Genomic DNA, 24,438 nt, shown 5'->3' with positions numbered 1-24,438 from the left:
CTTTTTTCACAAAATACAGGAATTAACGAAATTTTATCATTTCCGGAGACGAATTAGGATTTCATTTCCCCGAGCTTCAATGGTTTTTTCGAGTGGTAAACTTGTGCCATTTACCTCAAGTGATTCCCATTCTCCTAAAGGAATATGGAATACCAAGTCCCAATCTTTTTCCGTTTGTTGAATGAGTGCTTCAAATGTGTTGGAAGTCCGTTGATAGGCTACAGACAATTTATTTGATCCCACGCGCACCCGCTCGATACTTACATCATTCCAATCACTCGGAAGTTTTGGATTCAGGTGTACTTTCTGTCGATGTGCCTCTGGTTCTATGCCAAAAAACTGGGTGACAATTGGGACTCCGTAACTGTAGAGATTCCACGCTTGACTCATCATGCCATAGTCAGGCGATACCTCGTAAATTGAGCCTGGCAGCGCAAAACTGAATGAGCGTGTCATACGCTGCATGTATTCTAAAGCCCGGTCAGGACGGTTGTAATTGTTTTCTGCAATGATGGATACTCCCGTAGGAAGTGTCATGACGGCCCCTGTGTATGAAAAAACCTTACTGCCTGTAAATGAACCATCCTCATTATCAGCCGCCTCATCTCGATCAATACCTGTCACAAAAACCCCAAAAGGATTGACAAACCTTGCGCCTTTATCTAGCGCAATTATAGCTTTTTCTGGATCAGCTATCCCCATTTCCATAGGTGTATTGACCACCCAATTGTGAAACACCACAAAACCTTGCTTTTTGTCTTTTGGATACTTGGAGATTCTGCGCTTTGTTTCCTCTAGTTCTTCAACTGCCCAAGGTTTATTTAGCGTATCTGCTCGCACAATCGCTGCATCTATCAAATGAAGGGCTTCAGTAGTTGTACCTATGAAGTCAGCAAAACTGTTGAATTCCGGAACCCAAAATTCCTCATTGATTTTGACGCGGAGCTTTTCGGCTAATGTTTGGTAATAGTTAGCATCATTTTCTTTACCAAGTTCTTTGGCCATTTTGTAAGCGTCTGCAAATGCTTGCTGAGTGTATACCGCTACATCAATCATTTCTGATTCCAACCCATGGATTTCCATCATACCATAACCATCAGGAAAAAGGTTTCCATCTAGGTCATTGGTTTCCATGAGCCAAGCAAGACCTTTTTGGATCGTTGGATAATATTTCTCCAAAAACTCCCGATCGCCTGTCCAACGGTACACCCACCAGATAAGTGAAGCAAATTGAGGTGTCTCGTTGATATTTCCGGGGTTGAATACCGCTCCATTGGTACTGACTTCATGGATGATGCGTCCATTGCCATTCGCTTCCGAAAGTTTGTGGATCAGATCGATGGTAGCATACACCAAATCCTTTCTCCCGGTTGCAATTGCTCCTTTTAGAGTGTATTCATTGTCCACACCAAACCACCAAGGATAATCAGGCATACCTGCCCCTAGGCCTCTTCCAATCTCAGGTACATCCCGCACCAACCATTCAGTATTGAACTTAACCCATGTAAAAGCTTCTTGGATATCTTTATTCGGGATACTTATTTTTGCAAGCGCTGCGATATCCTGGTAATGCTGAAGTTTTTCTTTGAGATAGGTTTCTGCATGCTTCATCAAATCATCAAAGGAGTTCTCAGTGTCGATTTGAGAAGTATAAGATCCTGCCACCACAAAGCGGATGGTTTCCTGCGTCCCCTTCTTCAAAGAAAATGAATAGTTGAGCCTTCCTCTGGTTCCCATCCCTTGAGGTTGATAGTTACAAGGGTCTTCTGTTCCTCCCTGGTAGGAATTTGGAGATTTATTGGCACCGAAGAGTACATACCAATCATTCCCTTGGTCTTTCCCTAGCCAAGCCTCGCGATCAGCATCGTAACTGATTTCATCAGGATGGTCGATCATTCCGGTACGTTCCCCTAGCCAAACAGGCTGTAAATCTGTATGTCCTACCCATGTAAACTCAAAATTTTGAGTGCTTTTCCCAGTATTATGAAAGGTGAATTCAATAACTACGCCTTCTTTTCCTTCGGGGACAAATTGAAATCGCTCGACTTTCAAGCCCGGCACTGTAGATTCAAAAAGGTGTTTGTTGCCTATGGGATAATTGACAAATCTGTCTGCCTGATTTAAGCAAAAAAGGGTATTGTCCAAATTGATGGCTGCACTGAATCCATCCAGTAATTTAATGGGATGATTCCAAATACCCCCCATCTCTCCTTCCACATGCCAGCCCAAATCGGGAAAACTTCCGTCTTGATGACCTACGAGGTACACTCTATCTCCAGCTGCAAAGAAAGGGCTGTCTAGAAATTCTTCTTTTCCTTCCTTACTCAGCCAATCTTGTACAAGTGTGCTGAGTGGTGGTGAATCATGGGGTTGGCAAGCAGTAATTAAAGCCAATACCACTAGAAAAAACGATAAATTTTTAATTTCTTGCATACGGTCGTTAAAGTTGTATCAGATTTTGCGAGAATTATTCCCAACCCCAAGCCGGACCAGGACTTTCTACCTCTTTCGTCAGATCAAATTTTACAGAAAAAAATCTTTCTGATCCTATTCTACGAAGATTATACGTAAAAAAGTTGTCATCAATGGTAATCCACCACACATTATTTGCTGCGTAAGGAATCAAATCGGTGGTTTCTTGATCAGCTGGGAAAAATTGAATGTTCTCCATGCCTGTATTTGAGGTCAAACCTCCATATTGTGTTACCTCGTCTTCACTACCATCTTCATGACGGTGATCATGCTTGAGTTTCAATCGATCCCCTTCTTTGGTGATCACCCATGTCCGGGATTTATCGTCCCCTACAAAAAACGGGATATGTACAAAGTCATCTCCACAGTCCACTACATGCATAACCAATCGCTTACCTGCAAACTGATCATTAGGTCCTACTGGCGTAACTAGTTCGCCTTCAAATGATTTTCCACAATGTTTACGAAGGTGATCAAGGAATTTTTCATTGGCAGGTTTATCCTGAGCCCACACGGTTGTTGCAAAAAGGAAGAAAATTAAAGTAAAGATTCTCATAGAATGATTGTAGTTGATTTATGAATTTGGTGTACTTATTTCATGAATCTATGAAGGTACATAATATTTCGAAAAAGCCTTAAACACTTTCATTAAATAAGCTGTTAGAACTTCAAATGAACAAAAATAGAGTTGTAGTTTGGTTTAGAAATGATTTAAGGGTGCATGATAATGCATCCTTATTTTCCGCTGTCAAGAAATATGAGGAAGTCATACCAGTGTACTGCTATGATGAGCGACAGTTTGAAACAATCAGATTGGGCCTACCGAAAACTGGGGCACACAGAGCTAAATTTCTCATAGAGTCGGTAGAGAATCTGAAGCATTCCCTGCAGGGAAAAGGATCAAATTTGTTAGTACTTAAAGGCAAACCAGAAGAGCTAGTAGTTACAGTTGCGGAAAAGTACCAAGCAAGTGCTATTTTCTTTTCGGAAGAAGTGACAGACGAAGAGAAAAGAGTAGAGGTAGCATTGGAACAAAACGCATGGGCCAAAGGAATCAAAACAGAAGTCTTCTGGCAGAGTACACTCTTTCACTTACAAGACCTTCCATTCCCCGTGAACCAAACTCCTGAGGTATTCACGCAGTTTCGAAAGGAATGTGAAAAATTTGTACGAATTCAAAAGGTGTTTTCAACACCTGATGCAATAAATACTCCTGCATTTACGGATGCGGAGACCAACGAAGTTTCCTTGAAAGTTCTAGGTTTGAATGAGCCTGAGATACCGTCGAGCGGTGTGTTGAGATTTGAAGGTGGTGAATCGGCGGCTCTTGGGCGACTTCAAGCCTACTTTTGGGAACAAGATCTGTTGAAGGTATATAAAGAAACCCGAAACGGATTATTGGGAGCTGATTACAGTAGTAAGTTTTCTCCTTGGTTGGCTCTAGGTTGTATTTCCCCAAAATATATATATTGGGAAGTACTACGCTACGAAAAAGAGCGGAAAAAAAATCAATCTACCTATTGGTTGATTTTTGAATTAATATGGAGGGATTATTTCCGGTTTATTTGTAAAAAGCATGGAAACAAGGTCTTTCAACTGAAAGGCATTCGTAATGTAGAGGAGCAATGGAGTAGAAATGAATCCATGTTTTGGCGCTGGGCTGAGGGGCAAACCGGAATCCCTTTTGTTGATGCAAATATGCGTGAACTGAATCATACGGGTTTTATGTCCAACAGAGGAAGGCAAAACGTTGCCTCATTTTTGGTGAATGATTTGGGGATTGACTGGCGTTGGGGAGCTTCTTATTTTGAATCCATGTTGATAGATTATGATGTCTGTAGTAATTGGGGAAACTGGATGTATGTAGCAGGCGTAGGGAATGACCCTAGGGAAAATAGGTATTTCAATATCCTCAAGCAAGCGCAGAACTACGACAGAAAAGGAGATTATATCAGGCATTGGATCCCAGAGTTAGCTCGAATTCCTGGTTTTGATATCCATCAGCCACACACGCTGCATGCCTCAGATTTGCGAAAATATCAGGTAAGTTTAGGAGGAAACTATCCTCACCCTGTGGTAAAAATGAAAGCCTTCAGCTATTGACTGAAAGGCTTTTTTTATGCTATACTTGTTTTAAGAAATTTTGTAAAAACTGTAACGTAGTTTCACTTTCCTCAAACATTCCCATGTGGCCTGCATGGGGTAATTCATGGTAAAATTGAGCATGTGCCTCATGCATACGACTATGTTCGATACTGACAGCCATGTCGTTATACCCTGCTATCATGAGTTTTGGATTAGGAAAGTTCCGCCATACATCCATCCGGTCTTTTCTATCCCGCATGGCCAAAATGTACGCTAGAACACCTTCCTTGCTGCTTTTCCTGCCTTCTTGAATCAAAAGTTCTATTTCTTGGGCATTTTTCTTTCTATTCTCCTCTGAAAAGAGCGGAGGCACAAAAGAATCAATGAATTTTTCTACCCCAAATTTCTCAATGAATTGATAGGTTTTATTGCGTGTATGCTTCTTCTCTTCTGTATCTGCAAATGCAGTGGAATGGAATAATCCTATCCCTTTGATGGTAATACCCATGAGTTCAGCAAGAGCAAGCGTCACATACCCACCTAGGGAATGTCCGATGATGATAGGGTCTGTTATGCCTTCTTGTTCAAGCCAGTCCTGAAGGATTACAGCTGTAGATTCCAAGCTAACAGATGGTTCTATCAGGGGACTTTTCCCAAAACCTGGCAAATCAATGGCAAATACAGTTTGGGTCTGAGCCAATGTAGGAATCCAATGAGTCCACATTTCCAAAGATTCACAAAATCCATGAATCAATAAGAGTGCTGGGCCATTTCCGCTTTTTGTATAGTTGATCATACGCTCAGGAATAAAAAAGTCCTGAACGGATTCAGGACTTGTAAACTTTTTTCAATTTTTTCGACTATTCAACTGTTACTGATTTCGCCAAGTTTCTTGGTTGATCGACGTTACAGCCTCTCATCACAGCTATATGGTAGGATAGCTGCTGCAAGGGAATCACAGAAATCAAAGGTACAAAAGCTTCTTCCGTATCTGGAATTTCAATGATATAGTCTGCCATGTGCTTCACTGTATCATCACCTTCCGTAACCACTGCAATGATTTTTCCTTTTCTTGCTTTTACCTCTTGAATGTTGCTTACGACCTTTTCGTAAGAAGAATCCTTCGTAGCGATAAATACTACCGGCATTTCTTCATCGATTAGGGCAATTGGTCCATGCTTCATTTCTGCAGCTGGATAGCCCTCTGCGTGGATATAAGAAATCTCTTTCAATTTCAACGCTCCCTCCAAGGCAACAGGGAAATTATATCCGCGGCCTAGGTATAGGAAGTTTCTGGAATCTTTATACTTTTCAGCAATTACCTGAATCTTATCGTTGAGTTTAAGGGCGCGTTCTACTTTTGAAGGGATGGTTTCCAACTCGCTCAATAATTGCATGTATCGACTTTCTGAAAGTGTACCTCGCTGATAACCCAATTTCAAGGCCATCATGGTCAACACAGAAATCTGTGCTGTAAAGGCTTTGGTGGAAGCCACTCCTATTTCTGGGCCTGCGTGGGTATAGGACCCTGCATGCGTTGCTCTTGCAATGGAAGAACCCACCACATTACAAACACCGAAAATGGTAGCTCCTTTAGATTTAGCCAATTCGATCGCAGCCAAGGTATCTGCTGTTTCACCTGATTGCGAAATAGCGATGATAAAATCTTCTGGACCTACCACAGGGTTTCTGTAGCGAAATTCAGAAGCGTATTCTACTTCCACAGGGATTCTGGCAAACTCCTCAAATAAGTATTCTGCTACAAGACCTGCATGCCAAGAAGTACCACATGCAGTAATGATGATACGCTTGGCATTTTGGAATTTGTTCATGTAGTCTCTCAGACCACCCAAAACCAAACGTCCATTTTTGGCATCCAAGCGACCACGCATACAATCTGCAATAGATCTTGGCTGCTCGTTGATTTCTTTCAGCATGAAGTGATCGTACCCACCTTTTTCGATGGCTTCCAATTCAAGCTCCAACTGATTAATATATGGATTAGTCTCTACGTTTTCGATAGTTTTGATCTGCAACTGATTGTCACGAATCACTGCAATCTCATAATCATCCAAGTATACGACCTGATTGGTATATTCGATAATAGGGGTGGCATCGGAAGCTAAGAAATATTCATCTTGCCCAACACCAATTACCAAAGGAGACCCTTTTCTCGCAGCAATTAAGGTATCTGGCTCTTCTTTGTTGACGATCACGATCGCATAAGCGCCCACAATTTTATGCAAAGCCAAACGAACAGCCTCTTCCAAACTACAATGGTTATTGACAAAAATGTCCTCGATAAATTTGATAAACACCTCAGAGTCTGTTTCCGAATGGAACACATAGCCCTTGTTTAGGAGGTCTTTTTTCAACACATCGTAATTTTCGATGATGCCATTGTGAATCATGGCAAACTTTTCACTTGCTGAGTAGTGAGGGTGGGCGTTTACGTCATTTGGTTCACCGTGAGTTGCCCAACGGGTATGACCGATACCGATTTTAGAACTCAAATCAGCGAATTCCACCAAATGGTTTTCCAATTCGGATACTTTCCCTTTTTTCTTGTAGACTCCCAATCCATCTTTGGTCAACAATGCAACACCTGCACTGTCATACCCTCTGTATTCTAGTCTTTTTAATCCTTTGATAATTATTGGCAGCGCTTCTTGCTGACCAACATAAGCTACAATTCCGCACATAGTTAAAAATTTATAATCCCAAAAGTACGCTTTTTCAAATTAATGTGAATTTTATCAATCAGTTTTTTCTCTTTCATTAAAAAATCATGCCATTCCTATGGACTTAAAAAAAAACGCAGGTTAAAGTACCCGCGTTCTTGAATAGAAAATTTTTAGTTTTATTGTATTTTTATCCCAAACGTTTTCTTTCATGGAGAAGGTAAAGTCGTCCGCCCCTGCTTGTCCAGGATATAAGAGAAAGTCTCTTCTTTGTAGTCTTCCTCTATATATTGCATTTACATGTGCTGTTAAAGACTGCAACATGATGTTTTCTTCCCGATCATGAAATAATAGGGATGGGGTCTCTGAAGCTGGCTCTCCTGTTTCGGGGTCAAATTGAGGTCTATTATCTGGCTGAACAAATAATTGTCTTCCATCTGATCTTCTTAGAATTCTATTCGTTTCATTGGTAAAATACATGATACTTGTGTCGAATGGACGATGTGTCGGCCTATTTTTTTGTAAAGGCCCCATCTCTAGAATCACTCGATTGAAAGTTACGTTTTGTAAAGTATCCAAAAATCTTGACAATGCTTCTGTTTCAATCTTTACAACCAAATTGGATAGTCCTTTCATACCCACCTTATCTCCTACATCGTATGCCACATGTGCTTGTGTCACATTTTCAACTGCTGCACCTGTGGTATTTGCTTTATATTGGGAAAAGTGTCTTGCTACATTGAAATTGAGTCCGGTAGCTATAGGATAGGTCCGAGATACAGTGTCACCTTCATTTCTGTAAAAGAACACCATGCCTGTATTACTACCCGGTCTTACAGTAAAAGCCGTTTGCTCATTTTTATCCCCTGTAAATGCAAATCCTGGAAGAAACTCCCGGAAGGTAAAGATATCGGTGAAGTTTTTGCCTGATTTGATTTCGTCAAATAAATTTCTGACAAATTCATTATCCACCTTTGCACTCACAAGGGTGTCTTGTCTATTTTGAAAGTTGAAACTAGCGGTGATAACTGGTTCTTCTTCAAATTTCAATCCATCGTTTGTATAGTAGGTGATATCGCGTATTTGCTCTTTCAATTGATGCATGCGAATGGTTCGAGGGCTACTTAGGTTATCCGCTAATACAAATCGGACATTGAAATTGAACCGAACAGAATCGAGTACGGCATTTGCATTTGGGAAATTGATATCCCTATTGTAGATTAACCTAGAGTATGCAATCGCTTCGCTTTCACCAAAGAAATCTCCCGAATCATGACCAAAGACCAAATGACCATTATTGGTGCTTGGAACCGTATCCAATCGAACAACTTTAGCAGATAGGGGTATTTCAATGTAACTTACCCCTATCTGATTATTGTTAGGGTCAAGATCCAACCCAATACTGGAGGGATCTGAACATGAGATAGCAATGATTGAAAATAATAGTATTCCTGAAGCGAGCTTAGTTGGCAAGCTCCGTGTAAATATTGTAGTAACTTTCAAATAGTTCTTCTTCTTCGCTGTTAATTTCACACTGTTTATTTTTTGAGTGCTCTTCAATTAGTTGGTTTAAATTTTCGGAAATATCCTCTGCCTTAATGACAACGTCGGCATATTCCATACCGATTTTGAGGAAACCTTCGAAGTCTTTAGATTTTAGCGGAGCCAAGATGTTATCATCAATATCGACCATCTTAACTTTATCAAATAAATCGTCACCAAATTTATGGGTAAATCCGTTATTATAAATAGCGAATACTGATTTTGTTTCCTTAAATAATGGCTCATTTTTGTATGTGGTCTTCAAGTACATGGGAACTAAGCTTGTCATCCAATCATTGCAATGTACAATGTCAGGAGCCCAGCCCAACTTCTTTACCGTCTCGATTACTCCTTTACAGAAGAAAATTGCCCGTTCATCGTTATCTTCATAAAATTTTTCCTGTTTATCATGGAAAACGCTCTTTCTTTGAAAATAGTCTTCATTATCGATAAAATAAACTTGAAGCTTCGCATTTGGGATTGATGCAACCTTGATAATCAAAGGCTTTTCTTCTTCTCCCACCGCAATGTTAATTCCAGAAAGTCTAACAACCTCATGTAATCTGTTTTTTCTTTCATTAATCAAACCAAATCTAGGAACTAGAATACGAATTTCCATACCTTTTTCCTGCATGGCCTGCGGTAAAGCTCTGACGAAATTTGCTACTTCTGATGTTTGTAAGAATGGGTTGATTTCACTTGCTACGTAGAGGATACGAAGTTTTGACATACCTTTTTGTTTGTGTAGTAAATAATAATGTACAAAGGTACAAAAAAAAACTGGCAAAACCATTGTTATTCTGGGGAATAAACTAGTTTTGCCTCTATTTTACATTTGAAAAACACAATCATTGAAAATTGCTAGAACTATTCGGGAGTTAAAAACCACTCTTGATTCTTACCGAATTGATAATCAGATAATAGGCTTTGTACCTACTATGGGGGCATTGCATCAAGGGCATTTGTCACTTGTAATTGCTTCCAAGTCTGTTTCGGACATCACTGTCGTTTCTATCTTCGTAAATCCTCTTCAATTTAATAATATAGTTGATTTTTCTACCTACCCACAAACTATCGAAGCTGACTTGTCTTTACTTCAAGAGGAGGGAGTAGATGTTGTTTTTTTACCCTCTAAGGAAGATTTGTATCCTACAAAGCCAGTGATGACCATGAATTTTGGATCTCTTGAACAAGTGTTGGAGGGAGCATTCAGACCTGGGCATTTTAGTGGGGTGGGAATTGTGGTTTCCAAGTTGTTAAATATTGTTAAGCCTGAGGTTGCTTTCTTTGGTCAAAAGGATTTGCAGCAAGTGGCAGTTATAAAAATGCTTGTTCAGGATCTTTCTATAGATGTCAAAATTGAGGTCGTGCCGACAATGCGGGAAGATGATGGATTGGCCATGTCGTCTCGCAATCTCCGGTTAACTTCTGATGAAAGAGTTTCTGCAAGGCTGCTGTATCGAATATTAAATTTTTGTAAGATTGAACTAATTGCGGGAAACGATTGGTTACAAACCCGTCAAGACGCTCTAACACTAATCAAGCAAGAACCTTTAGCAAGGATGGAATATTTGGAATTGGTGGATACTTACACACTCGAATCACAATCTGCTTACGATGCAACCAAAACATTATCATTGGTTATAGCTTGTTTTATCGGTGAGGTGCGATTGATTGATAACCTTCCAGTTAATTTGTAGTATTGCGGCAAAATTAAAGTTATGCAAATCCAGATTTTAAAATCGAAAATTCACCGAGTTAAAATTACCCAAGCAGAGTTACATTATGTAGGAAGCATTACCGTCGATGAGGATTTGATGGAGGCGGCCAATATGATCGAAAATGAAAAAGTTCAGATTGTCAATATCAACAATGGTGAGCGATTGGAGACCTACCTAATTAAAGGTGTGCGAGGTTCAGGAATGGTTTGTTTAAATGGTCCGGCAGCTAGAAAGGCCCAAGTTGGGGATGTTGTCATTATCATTTCTTACTGTTCAATGGATTTTGAGGATGCAAAAAAATATCAACCAAAAGTCATCTTCCCCGATGACCATAACAAGTTAATTTAAATTGAAAGTCTCAGGAAAGCAATTTTTTCAGGTAGTTATATCTCTTGCACTGGCAAGTTGGATATTTTGGTTTTTATACAAAGATATCTCTTGGAATAGCTTAATTGCAATGTTTTTGGAGTCTTCTTTCTTTTGGTTGACCATCTCATTGATCGTGTCAATTATTGGATTTTGGTTGCGTGCCTGGAGGTGGGCACTGTTAATTGATGCAGATACCCAACATCAAACTAAAACTATTCGAGCTTTTGTGGCCTTGATGGTGGGTTACTTGGCTAATCTTGTAGTTCCTCGCGCTGGAGAGATTGCTCGCTGCGGAGTATTGGTCAAAACTGATGAAAAACAACTTGGTGGACTTATTGGGACAGTCGTTTTAGAGCGAACAATAGATTTATTTTTTATGCTAGTGACTATTTTGCTTGCCTTTGTTATTGAGCGAAAACTATTTTTGACCCTTTTCAATGAATTGGTCTCCTTCGACGTCCTATTTGGAAAAATTTCAGGTGCGCTCCCACTAGTGATTGGGGGATTAGGAATAGCATTACTGTTTCTTTTTTTAATTTTCAAAAAATATCAGCATTCTTCAGCGTTTAAAAAAATCCGTCATTTCTTAAGAGATATTGTCCGTGGTATTATTAGTCTTAGAAATGTGAAAAATCAATGGGGCTTTTGGGGTAGCTCAACTTTAATCTGGGTAACTTATTATTTAACAATGCTTACAGTAGCTTGGGCTATCCCTGCCACTGACAGTCTGTCATTAAGTTCAGTTTTACTGGTTATGGTAATGGGAAGTATTGGCATGGTTGCTCCTGTGCAGGGGGGGATTGGGACCTTTCATGCGCTTGTGGCTTATATTTTGATTGTATTTGGCCTGGAAGAAGCTGATGGTAAAATATTTGCGGCTATTATACATGGTTTGCAGATGTTATTGGTAATAATTATGGGACTATTCAGTTTGGGATATTTCTTAAAAATTACAGCTCAGAAAGCATCCAAAACTTCGTAAATTCGTAATAAAACTAGCTAACAAATTTAAAACTATGATTATTTTAATTTTCATCTTCTTTGCTGCTCTAGGATTTATTGTCAGCAATAGATTGAAGAGTAAATTCAAAAAGTACTCGCAGACATCTTTGAAAGCCAATCTTTCAGGTAAAGAAATCGCTGAATTGATGTTGGCAGATAGTGGCATCTATGATGTTCAAGTAGTGAGTGTGGAAGGTCAATTGACGGACCACTACAATCCTATGAACAAAACTGTGAATTTGAGTCCGGATGTATACTACGGAAGAAATGCAGCAGCAGCAGCTGTTTCCGCACACGAATGTGGTCACGCCATTCAACACGCTCGTTCCTACACTTGGTTGAACTTTCGTTCTGCTATGGTACCAGTGCAAAATGCTAGTGCTAAAATATTGAATATCGTATTGATAGCATCTTTGTTTGGTGGATTTGCATTGGGATTACCTTATGAGTTTATTGGATATATTGTGGTAGGTTCTTATAGCGTGATGACCTTGTTTACATTGGTGACACTCCCTGTAGAATTCGATGCAAGTGCCAGAGCTTTGGCCTGGGTAAAGCAAAGAAATGTGGTCACAGCAGATGAATACGCTATGTCAAAAGATGCTTTGAAGTGGGCAGCCATGACGTATGTGGTAGCTGCTTTAGCTTCTTTGGTGACGTTAGCCTATTATATTATGGTATTCTTTGGGAATAGAGACTAAAAGAAACTGAAAACCGCAATTTGAGTTTACAAATAAGGGGCAATTCATTGTCCCTTATTTTTTTTGGTGCTAAATTCGAATTCTAATAAGTTAAACCCAAATAATCAATCGTTTATATGCATTTTGAATACACAGAGGAGCACCTAGCGGTGCGGGACGCGGCGAGAGATTTTGCCCAAACAGAGTTATTGCCAGAGGTTATTGAAAGAGATACCGAAGCTAGATTTCCCTACGAGCAAATTAAAAAAATGGGAGAATTGGGCTTTATGGGCATGATGGTAGATCCGAAATATAATGGTGGTGGTATGGATACCATTTCCTATGTATTGGCAATGGAAGAGATTTCCAAGATTGATGCTTCTGCTTCTGTTTCCATGTCAGTTAATAATTCCTTGGTTTGCTGGGGCCTTGAAAAATATGGTACAGAAGCCCAGAAAGAAAAATACTTGAAGCCATTGGCTACGGGGGAAATTATCGGTGCTTTTTGCTTGTCAGAACCAGAAGCTGGTTCTGATGCTACTTCCCAAAAAACAACTGCCGAACTCAACGGTGATTATTATATCCTCAACGGTACTAAAAACTGGATTACTAATGGAAATACGGCATCCGTTTACTTAGTAATTGCCCAGACCGATGTAGAAAAAGGGCATAAAGGCATTTCTGCATTTATTGTTGAAAAGGGTTGGGATGGCTTTGTGATTGGTAAGAAGGAAGATAAATTAGGAATCAGAGGCTCTGATACCCATTCCTTGATGTTTACAGATGTAAAGGTACCTGTAGAAAATAGAATAGGAGAGGAAGGCTTTGGTTTTACCTTTGCCATGGAAACTTTAAATGGTGGAAGAATTGGGATTGCTGCACAGGCACTAGGAATTGCTTCCGGCGCTTATGAGTTGGCTTTGGCTTACTCTAAAGAAAGAAAGGCATTTGGAAAAACTATCAGTCAGCATCAGGCTATTCAATTCAAACTAGCGGATATGGCTACTCAAATTGAAGCAGCGCGATTGCTTGTTTTAAAATCTGCTTGGTTAAAAGATAGTGGTCAAGACTATGCACATGCCAGTGCTATGGCAAAATTATATGCATCTGAGGTTGCGATGAATGTTACTGTAGAGGCAGTTCAAGTGCATGGTGGTTATGGCTATGTAAAAGAATACCATGTGGAGCGCTTGATGAGAGATGCTAAAATCACCCAAATTTACGAGGGAACGAGTGAAATACAGAAAATAGTAATATCCCGAGGTATTTTGAAATAGATTAACGGTGTGGTATTAAAGGCATAAAATTTAACTTTTATGCCTTTTTTTGTGCTATTTTGAATAATTATTTACTTTTTCGACTTAAATTTAGAAAAATAATTTAGTTTTACAACTCTAACCGCTACGCTATACGTCATGGAATATTACAATAAAGTCATCGAATCAGTAGGAGTTCGTTTTTTGAAAGGAACAAATTATAAAATCGAAAGGACTATAACTGTCGCCGATTATGTAGAAACAGAAAACTCTATCATACTACTTCATCAGGGATCTATTAAATTTTCGGAGGATCAGGAACTTGTCAATGAAGGTGAGATTTTGTTTATTCCAGCAGGAAGGGCAACACAGATAACTTTTGGCTCAGGGCACAAAAAGACTGAAGTGGATAATGAAGGTTTTTTGGATCAAAAAAGAAAGTTCTTACAGACCGTCAGTTTTCGTGAAATTAAGTCTTTGGAAGAAGATTGTATTTCAATTGTTAACTTTGAGGCTAAGGTGTTCGATGTAGTTAATTTTTTCAATTCATTAGGAATTCCTCCTTTTGTGATTCGTTTTAATGATCGTCTGGCAACTATTGTGGAGGATATAGTGAAGGAGTCAGAGCAAAGTACTCCAGGAAAAGAGCGAGTTTTGAAAGTGCATTCTGAGTTGTTGGTGATTGAAATTGTTCGACATATTCTGAAAAACAGATTATTTATGGAGGAGTTGTCGACAAATAGTACTTATTTTAAAGATCCTCGCTTGATCGATCTCTTCAATTATATTAAGAAAAATATTGGTGGAGACCTATCAAATAAAGTATTGGCAAAGGTTGCAAATGTATCTGAGGATTATGTTGGTCAATATTTTAAAATGTTAACAGGAATTAACCCACAAGATTACATTGAATACCAGCGTATGGAGGCAGCGGTAGAGTTGCTTCGGACTTCAAAGAAAAGTATTCGTGATATAGGTAAAGAAGTAGGTTATAAAGATACCGCATACTTCTGTAGGAGATTCAAAATGATGTATGGATTGCCAGCAGGAAAGATGAGAAGAAGAGAGACGCTCATTAATGTCCAAAGCTAATTATATAAAAAAACATAAAGAAATAAAAAAAGGCTCAATTTAAAACTGAGCCTTTTTTTATTTCTTTATTAACGATCTTGTAAAGCATTACAGCGATCGTATGATGGATCAATATCAATAAACACCTCCTCTTTGGCAGATAAGAACCATCTGCTCAACAGTTCCTCTTCTTTCTTTCTACGTGTAGCGGCTTTAAGCTTTTCGTAGTCATCTGTTAAGTTGGCACGGTGTGCGGGATAGCGTTGCTTGTAATAGAGTATCCGCACCTGAGGCCCTTCGCGCTCATCTTCAAAACGGATAGGTTTTGTGATGGATCCAACTTTCATGGTATCCAACGTAAAATAAAGAATTGGATCCTCTAAGGTACGTAGGGTTAATCTATTAGATTGTGTCATAGGGTCTGCAAAGAATCCACCATTATCGGAAGTTGCCCGATCGTTTGAATGGTCTTTGGCAGCTTTAGGAAATTCAATTTTTCCAGCCATGATTTCTGTTCTCAAACTATCAAGGAAGCGTTCAGCTTTTAAGATATCATCCTCACTCGGCTGTGGTTTGATCAGAATATGACGGGAGTTATAAGAATTACCCCTTCTTTCCAATAGCTGAATCATATGAATTCCAAACATGGTTTCTACTGGATCGCTGATTTCTCCTGGTCTAAGACCAAGTGCCGTAGCTTCAAATTCTGGCGCCAATTCTCCCCTCCTAAAGAAACCAAGTTCGCCTCCTTGTATGGCTGACATAGGATCCTCAGAGTATTCCCGTGCTAAAGATTGAAAATCCGTCAATCCATCTTCAATCATCCGCTTAAAATTAAGCATACGTTTCCGTACCTCTTCTTTTGCTTTTTCGTTAACGATAGGTTTCCGAACAATTTGACCAACTGTAACCTCTGCTGAGAAAAAAGGAAGAGAGTCACGGGGAATAGCATTGAAAAATCTACGGACCTCAGCAGGTGATACAGTTAAATCAGCAATGATTTTTTGCTGCATCTTTCCTATGACTTTTTGTTCCCGCAAGGCGGACTCAATTTCACTTTTCATTTGGTCAGCAGTCTTTCCATAAGCTTCGATGAGAATATTTTCATCACCACCAAACTGTTGCATCATCATCGAGAAACGCTGGTCTGCTTCAAATATGACCTCTGCATCTGATACCATAACAGAATCAAGTTCTGCTTTGGCTACCATCAACTTATTGATCAATAAAGATTCAAATACCTCGCAGCGGGTAGGTGCCTCAAAACCTTGCTGACTTTGAGAAGCAACAGCTTCAATAAATGCTTGTTGCACCTCGGATTCCAACAGGATATAGTTGTTGACTTTGGCTACAATCTTATCAATGATCTGTCCAGTTGGAGGAGTACTTGGGCTCTCTTTTTTCTCTTCTTGCTCTTGGCTATGTGCCAAGCCAATAATCCCTATGAAAAATAGCCAACCAACGGTTAATTTTAATTTATTCATAAATACTGAATTCTTTATTTTCTAATGCGCGCGTAAATATATCCTTATGCAGTTGTTCTCTCAACATGTTGACCCGCTTGTTTAGGAGGATTTTAGTTATTTCTTCCCTTACAAACTCCAGGGGTGGAACTTGATTTTGCAATTTGTATTCCAAAATATCAAAGTAGTAGGAATAATTTTCACCATCTACTTTAATAAAAGCCCCACTTCGTAAGAGTTGGGTTGTATTGGCTTCGTTTCTAAGTGGCGTATTTGCTGTCAGTTCACTCAAGCGAATCCAATTATCAGCCTCCAAGTAATAATTGCTTGCAAACTTTAAGCTAAGTTCGGCTAAGCGCTCCTGCTCTTTTTGGCGAATAGCCCGCTCAAATGCATTTTTTTGAGGACTGCTCTTTTCCAACTTGATGAAATTTCCTCTTACGATGGTTTCTTTTAAGGTGAAATTCTCCTTGTGAGACTTATAGTACTCGAGAATTTCTTGATCTTTTATTGCTTCATCAATCTGACTATTGATGTAATTTTTTTCAAATTCATGAATCATCAATGACTCCCGGTATTCTTTGATCCGCTGATTGAATTCAGGCGTATTGAAGTTGATGGCCTTGGAGGCTTCTGCAATCATCAATTGCTGCCGTACCCAGGATTGAACAAAGCGGGAAACGGTAGCCGCACTGTCTTCATCTGAAAGTTGAGCGTTGAGCAAAAACTGTATATCCGAAAGTAGCAAGTTGTTATTGGCAACTGTCGCTAGTATCCGGTCTTCTTCTTCATTTTGGGTTGATTTTACTTTGAAGAAGTCACAGGACGAAATCAAGAGTAAGCTGAGAATGAAGCTTGAATTAATTATGAACGATTTTTTCGTAGATCTTATTTTTTTCATTCTCATCAATGCTGAAGTTAAATTTTTCCTTCAAATTGGTAATCAGCATATTGTCTAAGTATTCCTGATAGTCCTGAATCACCTTTCCTCTTGTCTCGCTTAGCAGCTTGGGAGCAGCAGCGATCTTCGGTCCTACAATGATAAACTGGGTTTTTCCATTTTGAGTCAGTTCATGGAATGGTTTGTCCAGATTGATATCTTTCAAAATGGGATGATTGGCCCATTCGTATAAGCCTTCTTCCATGGTGAATATCAACGGATCATTAAGTAAGAAGGTATTCTCTAAACGATCCGTTAAGTCTGTTTTATATACCTTATCGCTCAAAAATCTCCTAACTGACGGAATGGATTCAGTTTTCGCCATGTTAACGAAAATTGCATTCACACGCTCATTCCAATAGTAGCGCTCTTGATTTTGTTGGAAGAAGTGCTCCAATCCTACACTGTCCTCTAATGCTTTTTGCCAAACTTGCTCATTCATCAGGGAGAAGAGTAAGATACCATCTCTGTATTCCTTGAGAAGCATCCGATACTCCTCATTGTTTTGTTCCAAATCTTGCTCCTCCACCTTATCCAAAGTAGCTGCAACATAGGCATTCAATTGACTTTCAAAGGCTATTTGTGGCCTTCCGGTGATCACTTGATTTTCTCTTTTTTTGACATGCACAAGAAAGTCCTTCACCAAATATGATTGCTCTCGCACACGGAATAGCTCCTGCTGATTGAGTTCCTCTTCCTCCAAAGATGCCAAGGCCTCTTTCATGTTTTTATCCTTGGCAAATGCGATCACTCGGTCAAAAACTTCCTCGTTTTCGACAAAGCCATATCTGGATTTTTGAATGGCCACCACTTGTGAACCGATCAAGGTGGATCGGGAATCTCTCATGATTCTGGATTTGATCATAGGTTCCATTTCTTCAAAAGGAGCAAGTGGTTTTCGCTCTTCCAATCGAATAATATGATAACCGTAAGGCGTTTTCACCGGTGGAGAAATCTCACCTTCTTCTTGCAGGGCAAATGCCACTGCTTCGAATTCAGGAATAACAGAACCCAAGCTTATCCAAGGGAGTCTTCCTCCTGTATTTCTGGTGCCTACATCTTCTGAGAATTGTTGACAAATTTGTTCCCACTCACTTTCTGGCTTTTGTAATTCATTGTAGATTTCGCCTACTTTTCGTAAGGCCCTTTCCTCGGATACGGGATCACCCATCTGAGAACGTACGAGGATGTGTGAAACTCTGATTTCCCCTGGATTTGGTTTTCGGTCTTCCAGCTTGATGATATGGTATCCAAAGTCTGTCAATACAGGCTCGGAAATTTCATTGATTTTTAAATTGTATGCAGCATCTTCAAACTGATAGACCATTTGCATGGCAGTAAAATAGCCTAAGCTTCCATCATTGGTTTGTGCAGAAGGGTCATCAGAATACTCTTTAGCTAGTTCATTGAAATTAGCTCCGGCATCAGCTTCAGTTTTCAGCTTTTGAGCCATTTTAAACACAGCGATGGAATCTTCCCTTGAGGCATTACTTGGGAATTGTAGCAAAATATGGCTAGCCTTGATCACTTCCTGCATGCGGTTATATGCCTTAAGCAATTCTCCTTCTTGCAAAGAGTTTTTGATCAGGTAAGGTTTGATTAGATCTTGTTTGAACATCTCAAACTCCCGATCAAACTCCTCGTTTTTATCCAATCCTTGACGCTCTGCTTCTTTGACTTTCAACTTGTAATTGATGAACAACTCCAGGTTTTGGTCAAACTCTTCTTGTGTCAGGAGTTCTTCTTTGTTATCAAATTGTTTGTTTTTGGAAAAGAGGTACAAAAACTCCTCGGAGTTAGTTTCCTCCCCTTCTATGACAAGTAGGGGAATATTTTCCACCGTTGTGTTTTCCGTCTGGATTAAACCAGTTTTAGGGCTACAGCCAAAAAATAGAATAAGTATTCCGATTAATAAATTCCGTTTATTCATAATTGAATTCAATGCAGCGAATAGAATGCAATGTTACGAATTTATATCAATACTTAGGGGAGTAGAAGCGTATTTACGCTAGGAATTAACAATTATTTGGAATTCACAAGCTTAAAGAGTCGGCAGGTGTTTTTTCTGCCATTGGTTTCAAATTCGATTTTATCCATGAATTTTCTTACCAACATGATGCCCAATCCACCTTTACGCTTGGTGGTAATGAGTTGATCTATTTCTGGCTCTTCGTAATCCAAAATGTTGAAACCGGCACCTTGGTCATGGATTTCAATTTTGAGCAGGTCATCTTCCAAATTGGCATTGACCTGTATAAATTCACTGGAATTACAGGCATGCGAATGGATAATCAAGTTTGCTGTCACTTCTTCCACAGAAAGCAATACCTGATGCCTCTCAAGCTCATCCATGCTTGTAGTCATCAGGAAGTCTTCTAAAAACTGCCTCAGAAGGGTCAACTGACCGGTATCACAATATAACTTCAAACTCTGACTCATCCCACAAGTGCCATCGCATCCTCTTTGTTAGGGCGGATGCTGATCAGTTTATCTAAGCCTAATATTTCAAATACCTGTAAAACTTTTGGAGCTAAGCCAAAAATGAAAATTTGTATACCTTTTTCTTGAAAATCGTCAAGATAAGACATAAAAACGCCAAGCCCTGCAGAAGAAATGTAATCCAACTCTCTGCCATCCACCAATATAACGGAGCAATCCTGCGCAAAGATAGACTGGATTGCAGAATCCAAGTCCACCGAGTTACTGGCATCTATCTCTCCCTTGAGGATTAATAGGTGCATTTGTTGCTCTATCTGAATATCAATTTTTAACATGCTCTATTTAACGTGATTATTTGATTTAAGTTAAAGAAATTTTATGACCATCAAAGAATAGTCATCGTCCAGTCGTTGATTTTTACCAATAAACTCAAAAACCCCCTCAATGATCAGCTTTTGAATTTCTTCAGGCTGTTTGTTATGGTGCTTATCTACAAGTTTTTTGAGCCGTTCATAACCAAATTCTTCCCGGTGTTCATTGCTTGCTTCCACAAGTCCATCGGTGTAAAGAACCATTAGATCTTGCGGATTGAAATTAATGGTTTTTTCATGGACAAAATCTTCATACAAGTCCGTGCGGATGATTCCTAATCCCATTCCATCAATGCTCAAATAATCCCACCGCTTCAGTTTAGCATCATAATACAAGGTAGGACAATGACCTGCCCGACTAAATTTGATGGTTTTCTTCAACGTATTGATGATGAGATAGGTTGTCGTGATAAACAATTGCCGCTCCAAACAAAAGCTCAAGGCCTTGTTGGCTTTAATCATAAAATCCCGGGGACTTGGATGTAGCTGAACCAAACTTTGGAAAACTCCTTTCATTTGGGACATATTAAATGCAGCAGAGGTACCTTTTCCTGATACATCACCGATAATGACAGCAAACTCGTGCTCTTTTAACTGTTGGGTTTCGTAATAGTCTCCTCCTACTTCATCCGCAGCTTCAGAGAACCCACAGATTTCGAAGTATTCGTCGTGGTGTAATTTTTCAGGCAATAAACTTCTTTGTACCCGTTGGGCGATTTGCAGTTCCTCTTTATAGCGCTCATTTTGAATGGCCTCGTTTAAGAGTCGGTGATTTTCCACGGAAATACATGCCTGTCCAACAAATGTGCTAATGATGTTGAGCATTTCCTTATTAAATCCTTCCTTAACTTCTTTCAATAAAAAAATTCTTCCGAAGGTTTGATTGTTGGTTACCAAAGGAAGCATCAAAGCCGATAAAAATCCTCCCTGAGATATTCTCCCCTGATATAATTCGAATTCATTTTTGGGGTTATCCCATTTGAAAGCATTAAATGGGCTTGTGCTTTCTACATGGGTTTGTATTTTGGCTCTTTCTGTTTCCTTGATGTTTCTTCGGTGGACAATCTGTAGACCTAAGTTATCATCTATTACCTCTATCCATCCAGCATCTGCATAGGATGCACTCATGCAGGAATCTATCAATATGTCCAACACCTGATTTTCACTTTGTCCAGGCTTGATGGACTGACTCAGCCGTTGAAAATTGATGGCTTCTGTTAATTTTTGCTCAAAAACAGAAGATGTGGGAAGGTTAAATAAGGTAACGAGTAAGCTGAATAACGAGTAAATAAAAATGAATCCAAACAGCGCAATTAAAAAAAGATTGTCGGTCAGGTTAACAAAGACCAATTCAGTATCACTGTAGGAGAGAAGCTGCGTAAACAGGTAAATCGTACAAATCAATATAATCAAGAAGAAAAGAATGGACTTCCACTTTTCTTTGAATGTCAAATAAGGAATCCATTTAAGGTTAACCGATAGTGATATTGAAAAAATAAACATGAAAACCATTCCGAACAAAAAGCTATAGTCCAGAGAGTTGTTGTTTAAAAATACAAAAAACATGCTCATGAGCAAGATAACCTCAAATGCCTGCCACTGCTGTACAATTCTTTTGGTTTTTTGGTAGAGAATCAATCTTCTCCAAAGAATCAAGGTGGATATTAAAAATATGGTGATCAGTGCAAAATTCACATGGTAGAAAAAGTTTCTAAGCAGTGGGTCCATTGCTAACTTCCCATCTCCCAAAAGGAAATAGAGCCCCCGGATGATCAAGGAAACGGTTAAAGCCAGGAGCCCTGTAGAAGCACCTCTCCAGATCAACTCCAAAAATTCTGTATTCTTATTGGAGTTGATGGTGTAATCATAAAAAATATAAACCGTGATGAAGAACAAAATCTCCAACGCATAGGAATATTCTGGACTAATACCGCTACCTAGTTGGTTGAGCTCTCCAAAAATTCTGGTGATATCCACAAATAAAAGTGCCAACCATATCAACACAGCACTAATCAAGCTTAGTTTTCCCGTATGTATTTTAGGCAGTTTTATCATTTTTACATTATGTCGCTACAATAATACTGATTAAACTTTAATTGAATGGTTTCGTTGATTGCAATGGTACAAAAATGATGAATAAATTTGTAGCATGAAAAAGTTAACCATATTGAAAATTTCAGTGCTATGCTTGTTCCTTGTAGGATGCAATGCCAGTGATCTGAATAAAATTTTACAAGGCATGGGCGGCGGCGGACCATTGACCCAACAGGAAGTATCAGGCGGATTGAAAGAGGCCTTGGTGCAGGGAATTACCAATGGTGCTACGATGGCTTCCCGTCAGGATGGCTTTTGGGGCAATGAGCTGATCCGGATTATGTTACCGGAAGACGCACGAAGGGTGGAAAATACGCTCAGACAAATTGGTTTAGGTTCTGAAGTTGATAGAGCTTTGTTGTCCATCAACCGTGGTGCTGAAAATGCAGCAAGACAGGCAATCCCGATATTTACAAGTGCAATTCGTCAGCTGACCATTCAAGATGCTTTTGCTTTGTTGAGTGGACAGCAAGATGCAGCTACACAGTTTTTAAGAAGAACTACTGAAGCTCAATTGGTTGAGTTATTCCAGCCTGAAATCCAAAAATCTCTGAATGAAGTAGGGGCTACCCGTTTTTATACGGATATCGCCAATACGTATAATGCTATCCCTTTGGTGAATCGTAGAATTGATCCGGATTTGAATGCTTATGTAACCCAGCAAGCACTCAATGGGCTATTTACTCTGGTAGCTCAGGAGGAGGCTAAAATCCGTCAGGATCCTATGCAGCGAACCACCGCCTTGATGCGAAGGGTATTTGGGTCACAAGATTGATCTACTATTAAAGAATTACCACTTCCTTAATAAGCTCTGTGCCGAATCGTTCTTGAATAAGTTGGATCAGCTTGCTTTGATTCATTCGAAGTTCTTGTTTGACCGGTCCAGAGCTTATAGTTGCAAAAAGCTTTTTGTCTTTGATAAATACGGAAGTGGTCCGGCTGGCTACAGTTTTCCCCATGATTTCCGGCCAGGCTTGAATCAATGCACGCTCATCAAATCGATCTTTGATTTTATATGCGCGCAGTAAATCTTCGAATGCAGTGCTCAGAGGCATTGCTTCCTTTTTTCTGGTTGAAAAGTCTCTGTATTTATCTGAACTCATAGCTCAAAGGTAGTCTATAAATAGTGCACTCGCGATGCTGTCAGCAAGAAATTTTCCTTTTTTGCTTAAGCGCAAATGTTCTGAGTCCACAAAAATCATTCCCTCTCCTTGAAGCTGAGCGATTAAGGATTTTTTTTCTTCCACTAGATGGATGCCAAATTCAGATTGGATTTTTTGCAAGTCAGTACCCCAGCTGGTACGCAACGAAGTCAATACATACTCATTAAGAATATCTACGGGTTCCAAGTTTTCTTCTTGGACAGAAAAATCCCCGGCTTGAATAGAGCGGATATACTTATTATTATTTGAAACTGTTGACCAACGCTTATTTCCATCAAAAGAATGAGCACTTGGCCCTATGCCAAGATAGCTATGCCCTCTCCAATAGTTACTGTTATGAATTGCTTCTTTTCCCGGAATCGCAAAGTTGGAGATCTCATATTGTTCATAGCCTGCTTTTTCAGTGGCTTCTATTAGGTGTTGCATCTGTTCTTGTACAAAGCCTTCCTCCGCTTCTTCAAATTTTCCGGTTTGGGTCCATTTGGCCAATGCAGTTTTTGGCTCGATGGTTAGGCAATAACTGCTGATATGGCCGGGATTTATTTCCAAAGCGCTAGCCAAGTCCTGATGCCAAATGTTATGATCGCTATGGGGAAAACCGTACATTAAATCAATCGATAGTTTTTCAAAGCCTGCATCCTGGCTTTTTTTTACAGCGAGCAAAGATTCCTGAGCACTGTGAGCCCGGTTATAGAATTTCAATACATGCTCCTGAAAACTTTGGATTCCAATGCTCAAGCGATCAATTCCCAGACTTTTGAATTCCTGCAATTTGTCTAGGGTAATATCATCAGGATTGGCTTCCAAGGTACATTCTTCCAAAGAAACTGGATAGTGCTGATGAATGGTATTGAGGATTCGCTCAATTGCCTTGGTGGATAATAAAGAAGGTGTTCCCCCTCCAAAATAGATGGTGCGTATCAATGGATCCTTTTGCAAAGCATCTTTTCTGTGTACAATCTCAGCAATCAAGGCCTCCGTCATGGCCTCCATTGTACGATGATTGGTACTGAAATGAAAGTCACAATAATGACATGCTTGCTTACAAAAAGGAATATGAATATATATGCCAGACAAATTGCTTAATTT

Annotated in this window: 22 protein-coding genes; 8 read left to right on the top strand and 14 right to left on the bottom strand. The window is 39.5% G+C overall.

Annotation, left to right across the window (positions count from 1 at the left end; translation table 11 throughout):
* Positions 1 to 36 precede the first annotated feature (36 nt).
* Positions 37 to 2,433, bottom strand: a complete 2,397-nt coding sequence (locus IE080_RS04920; RefSeq protein WP_189579332.1) for an alpha-L-rhamnosidase-related protein — start codon at positions 2,431 to 2,433, stop codon at positions 37 to 39.
* 34 nt (positions 2,434 to 2,467) lie between these two features.
* Positions 2,468 to 3,028, bottom strand: coding sequence for a hypothetical protein (locus IE080_RS04915; RefSeq protein WP_189579331.1), 561 nt, complete (start codon positions 3,026 to 3,028; stop codon positions 2,468 to 2,470).
* 116 nt (positions 3,029 to 3,144) lie between these two features.
* Here IE080_RS04915 and IE080_RS04910 point away from each other — a divergent pair, with 116 nt between their 5' ends.
* A complete protein-coding gene (locus IE080_RS04910) occupies positions 3,145 to 4,575 on the top strand; it encodes a DASH family cryptochrome (protein ID WP_189579330.1) in 1,431 nt (476 codons plus the stop codon).
* Between the two features lie 19 nt (positions 4,576 to 4,594).
* On the opposite strand, the gene IE080_RS04905 is transcribed toward IE080_RS04910, so the two are convergent.
* The 4 genes from IE080_RS04905 to IE080_RS04890 form a co-directional block, all read right to left on the bottom strand.
* Positions 4,595 to 5,353, bottom strand: coding sequence for an alpha/beta fold hydrolase (locus tag IE080_RS04905; RefSeq protein ID WP_189579329.1), 759 nt, complete (start codon positions 5,351 to 5,353; stop codon positions 4,595 to 4,597).
* Positions 5,354 to 5,417: 64 nt separating this feature from the next.
* On the bottom strand, positions 5,418 to 7,259 hold the full coding sequence (gene glmS, locus IE080_RS04900) for a glutamine--fructose-6-phosphate transaminase (isomerizing) (RefSeq protein ID WP_189579328.1): 1,842 nt from the start codon (positions 7,257 to 7,259) through the stop codon (positions 5,418 to 5,420).
* A gap of 120 nt (positions 7,260 to 7,379) precedes the next feature.
* Complete coding sequence (locus IE080_RS04895) at positions 7,380 to 8,711, bottom strand: DUF4270 family protein (RefSeq protein ID WP_189579327.1); 1,332 nt, start codon at positions 8,709 to 8,711, stop codon at positions 7,380 to 7,382.
* Positions 8,701 to 9,510 carry a glycogen/starch synthase gene (locus IE080_RS04890; protein WP_189579326.1) on the bottom strand — a complete coding sequence of 270 codons (810 nt, stop codon included), beginning with the start codon at positions 9,508 to 9,510 and terminating at the stop codon, positions 8,701 to 8,703. The genes IE080_RS04895 and IE080_RS04890 overlap by 11 nt, the downstream gene beginning before the upstream one ends.
* 121 nt (positions 9,511 to 9,631) lie before the next feature.
* Between IE080_RS04890 and panC the strand changes: the two genes are divergently transcribed.
* The 6 genes from panC (at position 9,632) to IE080_RS04860 (ending at position 14,900) form a co-directional block, all read left to right on the top strand.
* Positions 9,632 to 10,480 (top strand): pantoate--beta-alanine ligase, encoded by an 849-nt coding sequence (gene panC, locus IE080_RS04885; protein ID WP_189579325.1) that lies wholly within the window; start codon positions 9,632 to 9,634, stop codon positions 10,478 to 10,480.
* 21 nt (positions 10,481 to 10,501) lie between these two features.
* Positions 10,502 to 10,849 (top strand): aspartate 1-decarboxylase, encoded by a 348-nt coding sequence (gene panD, locus IE080_RS04880; protein ID WP_189579324.1) that lies wholly within the window; start codon positions 10,502 to 10,504, stop codon positions 10,847 to 10,849.
* Position 10,850: 1 nt separating this feature from the next.
* The gene (locus IE080_RS04875; RefSeq protein ID WP_189579323.1) at positions 10,851 to 11,852 is read left to right on the top strand and encodes a lysylphosphatidylglycerol synthase transmembrane domain-containing protein; all 1,002 of its coding nucleotides are present in this window, start codon (positions 10,851 to 10,853) and stop codon (positions 11,850 to 11,852) included.
* A 34-nt stretch (positions 11,853 to 11,886) separates the two neighbouring features.
* Positions 11,887 to 12,573, top strand: a complete 687-nt coding sequence (locus IE080_RS04870) for a zinc metallopeptidase (RefSeq protein WP_189579322.1) — start codon at positions 11,887 to 11,889, stop codon at positions 12,571 to 12,573.
* 116 nt (positions 12,574 to 12,689) lie between these two features.
* Positions 12,690 to 13,829: an acyl-CoA dehydrogenase gene (locus tag IE080_RS04865; RefSeq protein WP_189579321.1), complete on the top strand. Its 1,140-nt coding sequence runs from the start codon at positions 12,690 to 12,692 to the stop codon at positions 13,827 to 13,829.
* Between the two features lie 138 nt (positions 13,830 to 13,967).
* Complete coding sequence (locus tag IE080_RS04860) at positions 13,968 to 14,900, top strand: helix-turn-helix domain-containing protein (protein ID WP_189579320.1); 933 nt, start codon at positions 13,968 to 13,970, stop codon at positions 14,898 to 14,900.
* 68 nt (positions 14,901 to 14,968) lie between these two features.
* On the opposite strand, the gene IE080_RS04855 is transcribed toward IE080_RS04860, so the two are convergent.
* From IE080_RS04855 to IE080_RS04830, 6 genes are all read right to left on the bottom strand, one after another.
* Positions 14,969 to 16,363: a peptidylprolyl isomerase gene (locus IE080_RS04855; protein WP_189579319.1), complete on the bottom strand. Its 1,395-nt coding sequence runs from the start codon at positions 16,361 to 16,363 to the stop codon at positions 14,969 to 14,971.
* Positions 16,356 to 17,243 (bottom strand): peptidylprolyl isomerase, encoded by an 888-nt coding sequence (locus tag IE080_RS04850; protein ID WP_189579318.1) that lies wholly within the window; start codon positions 17,241 to 17,243, stop codon positions 16,356 to 16,358. Before IE080_RS04850 ends, IE080_RS04855 begins: the two co-directional genes overlap by 8 nt.
* Positions 17,203 to 19,212, bottom strand: a complete 2,010-nt coding sequence (locus IE080_RS04845) for a peptidylprolyl isomerase (protein ID WP_189579317.1) — start codon at positions 19,210 to 19,212, stop codon at positions 17,203 to 17,205. Before IE080_RS04845 ends, IE080_RS04850 begins: the two co-directional genes overlap by 41 nt.
* Before the next feature lie 92 nt (positions 19,213 to 19,304).
* Entirely contained in the window at positions 19,305 to 19,709 is a 405-nt protein-coding gene (locus tag IE080_RS04840) for an ATP-binding protein (RefSeq protein ID WP_229800504.1), read from the bottom strand.
* A gap of 8 nt (positions 19,710 to 19,717) precedes the next feature.
* Positions 19,718 to 20,056 (bottom strand): STAS domain-containing protein, encoded by a 339-nt coding sequence (locus IE080_RS04835; protein WP_189579315.1) that lies wholly within the window; start codon positions 20,054 to 20,056, stop codon positions 19,718 to 19,720.
* A gap of 30 nt (positions 20,057 to 20,086) precedes the next feature.
* Positions 20,087 to 22,147, bottom strand: coding sequence for a GAF domain-containing SpoIIE family protein phosphatase (locus IE080_RS04830; RefSeq protein WP_189579314.1), 2,061 nt, complete (start codon positions 22,145 to 22,147; stop codon positions 20,087 to 20,089).
* Between the two features lie 94 nt (positions 22,148 to 22,241).
* Here IE080_RS04830 and IE080_RS04825 point away from each other — a divergent pair, with 94 nt between their 5' ends.
* Positions 22,242 to 22,961, top strand: coding sequence for a DUF4197 domain-containing protein (locus IE080_RS04825; RefSeq protein ID WP_189579313.1), 720 nt, complete (start codon positions 22,242 to 22,244; stop codon positions 22,959 to 22,961).
* A gap of 7 nt (positions 22,962 to 22,968) precedes the next feature.
* Here the strand turns inward: IE080_RS04825 and IE080_RS04820 are convergent, their stop codons facing one another.
* Both IE080_RS04820 and hemW read right to left on the bottom strand, forming a co-directional pair.
* On the bottom strand, positions 22,969 to 23,289 hold the full coding sequence (locus tag IE080_RS04820; protein WP_189579312.1) for a DciA family protein: 321 nt from the start codon (positions 23,287 to 23,289) through the stop codon (positions 22,969 to 22,971).
* A 3-nt stretch (positions 23,290 to 23,292) separates the two neighbouring features.
* Positions 23,293 to 24,426, bottom strand: a complete 1,134-nt coding sequence (gene hemW / locus IE080_RS04815) for a radical SAM family heme chaperone HemW (protein WP_189579311.1) — start codon at positions 24,424 to 24,426, stop codon at positions 23,293 to 23,295.
* Between the last annotated feature and the right edge of the window lie 12 nt (positions 24,427 to 24,438).

Origin of the sequence: Mongoliitalea lutea (assembly GCF_014652135.1) — a bacterium.
GTDB classification, from domain to species: Bacteria; Bacteroidota; Bacteroidia; order Cytophagales; family Cyclobacteriaceae; genus Mongoliitalea; species Mongoliitalea lutea.
The sequence above is the reverse complement of the archived record's forward strand: the minus strand, read 5'-3'. Positions and strand labels throughout refer to the sequence as shown.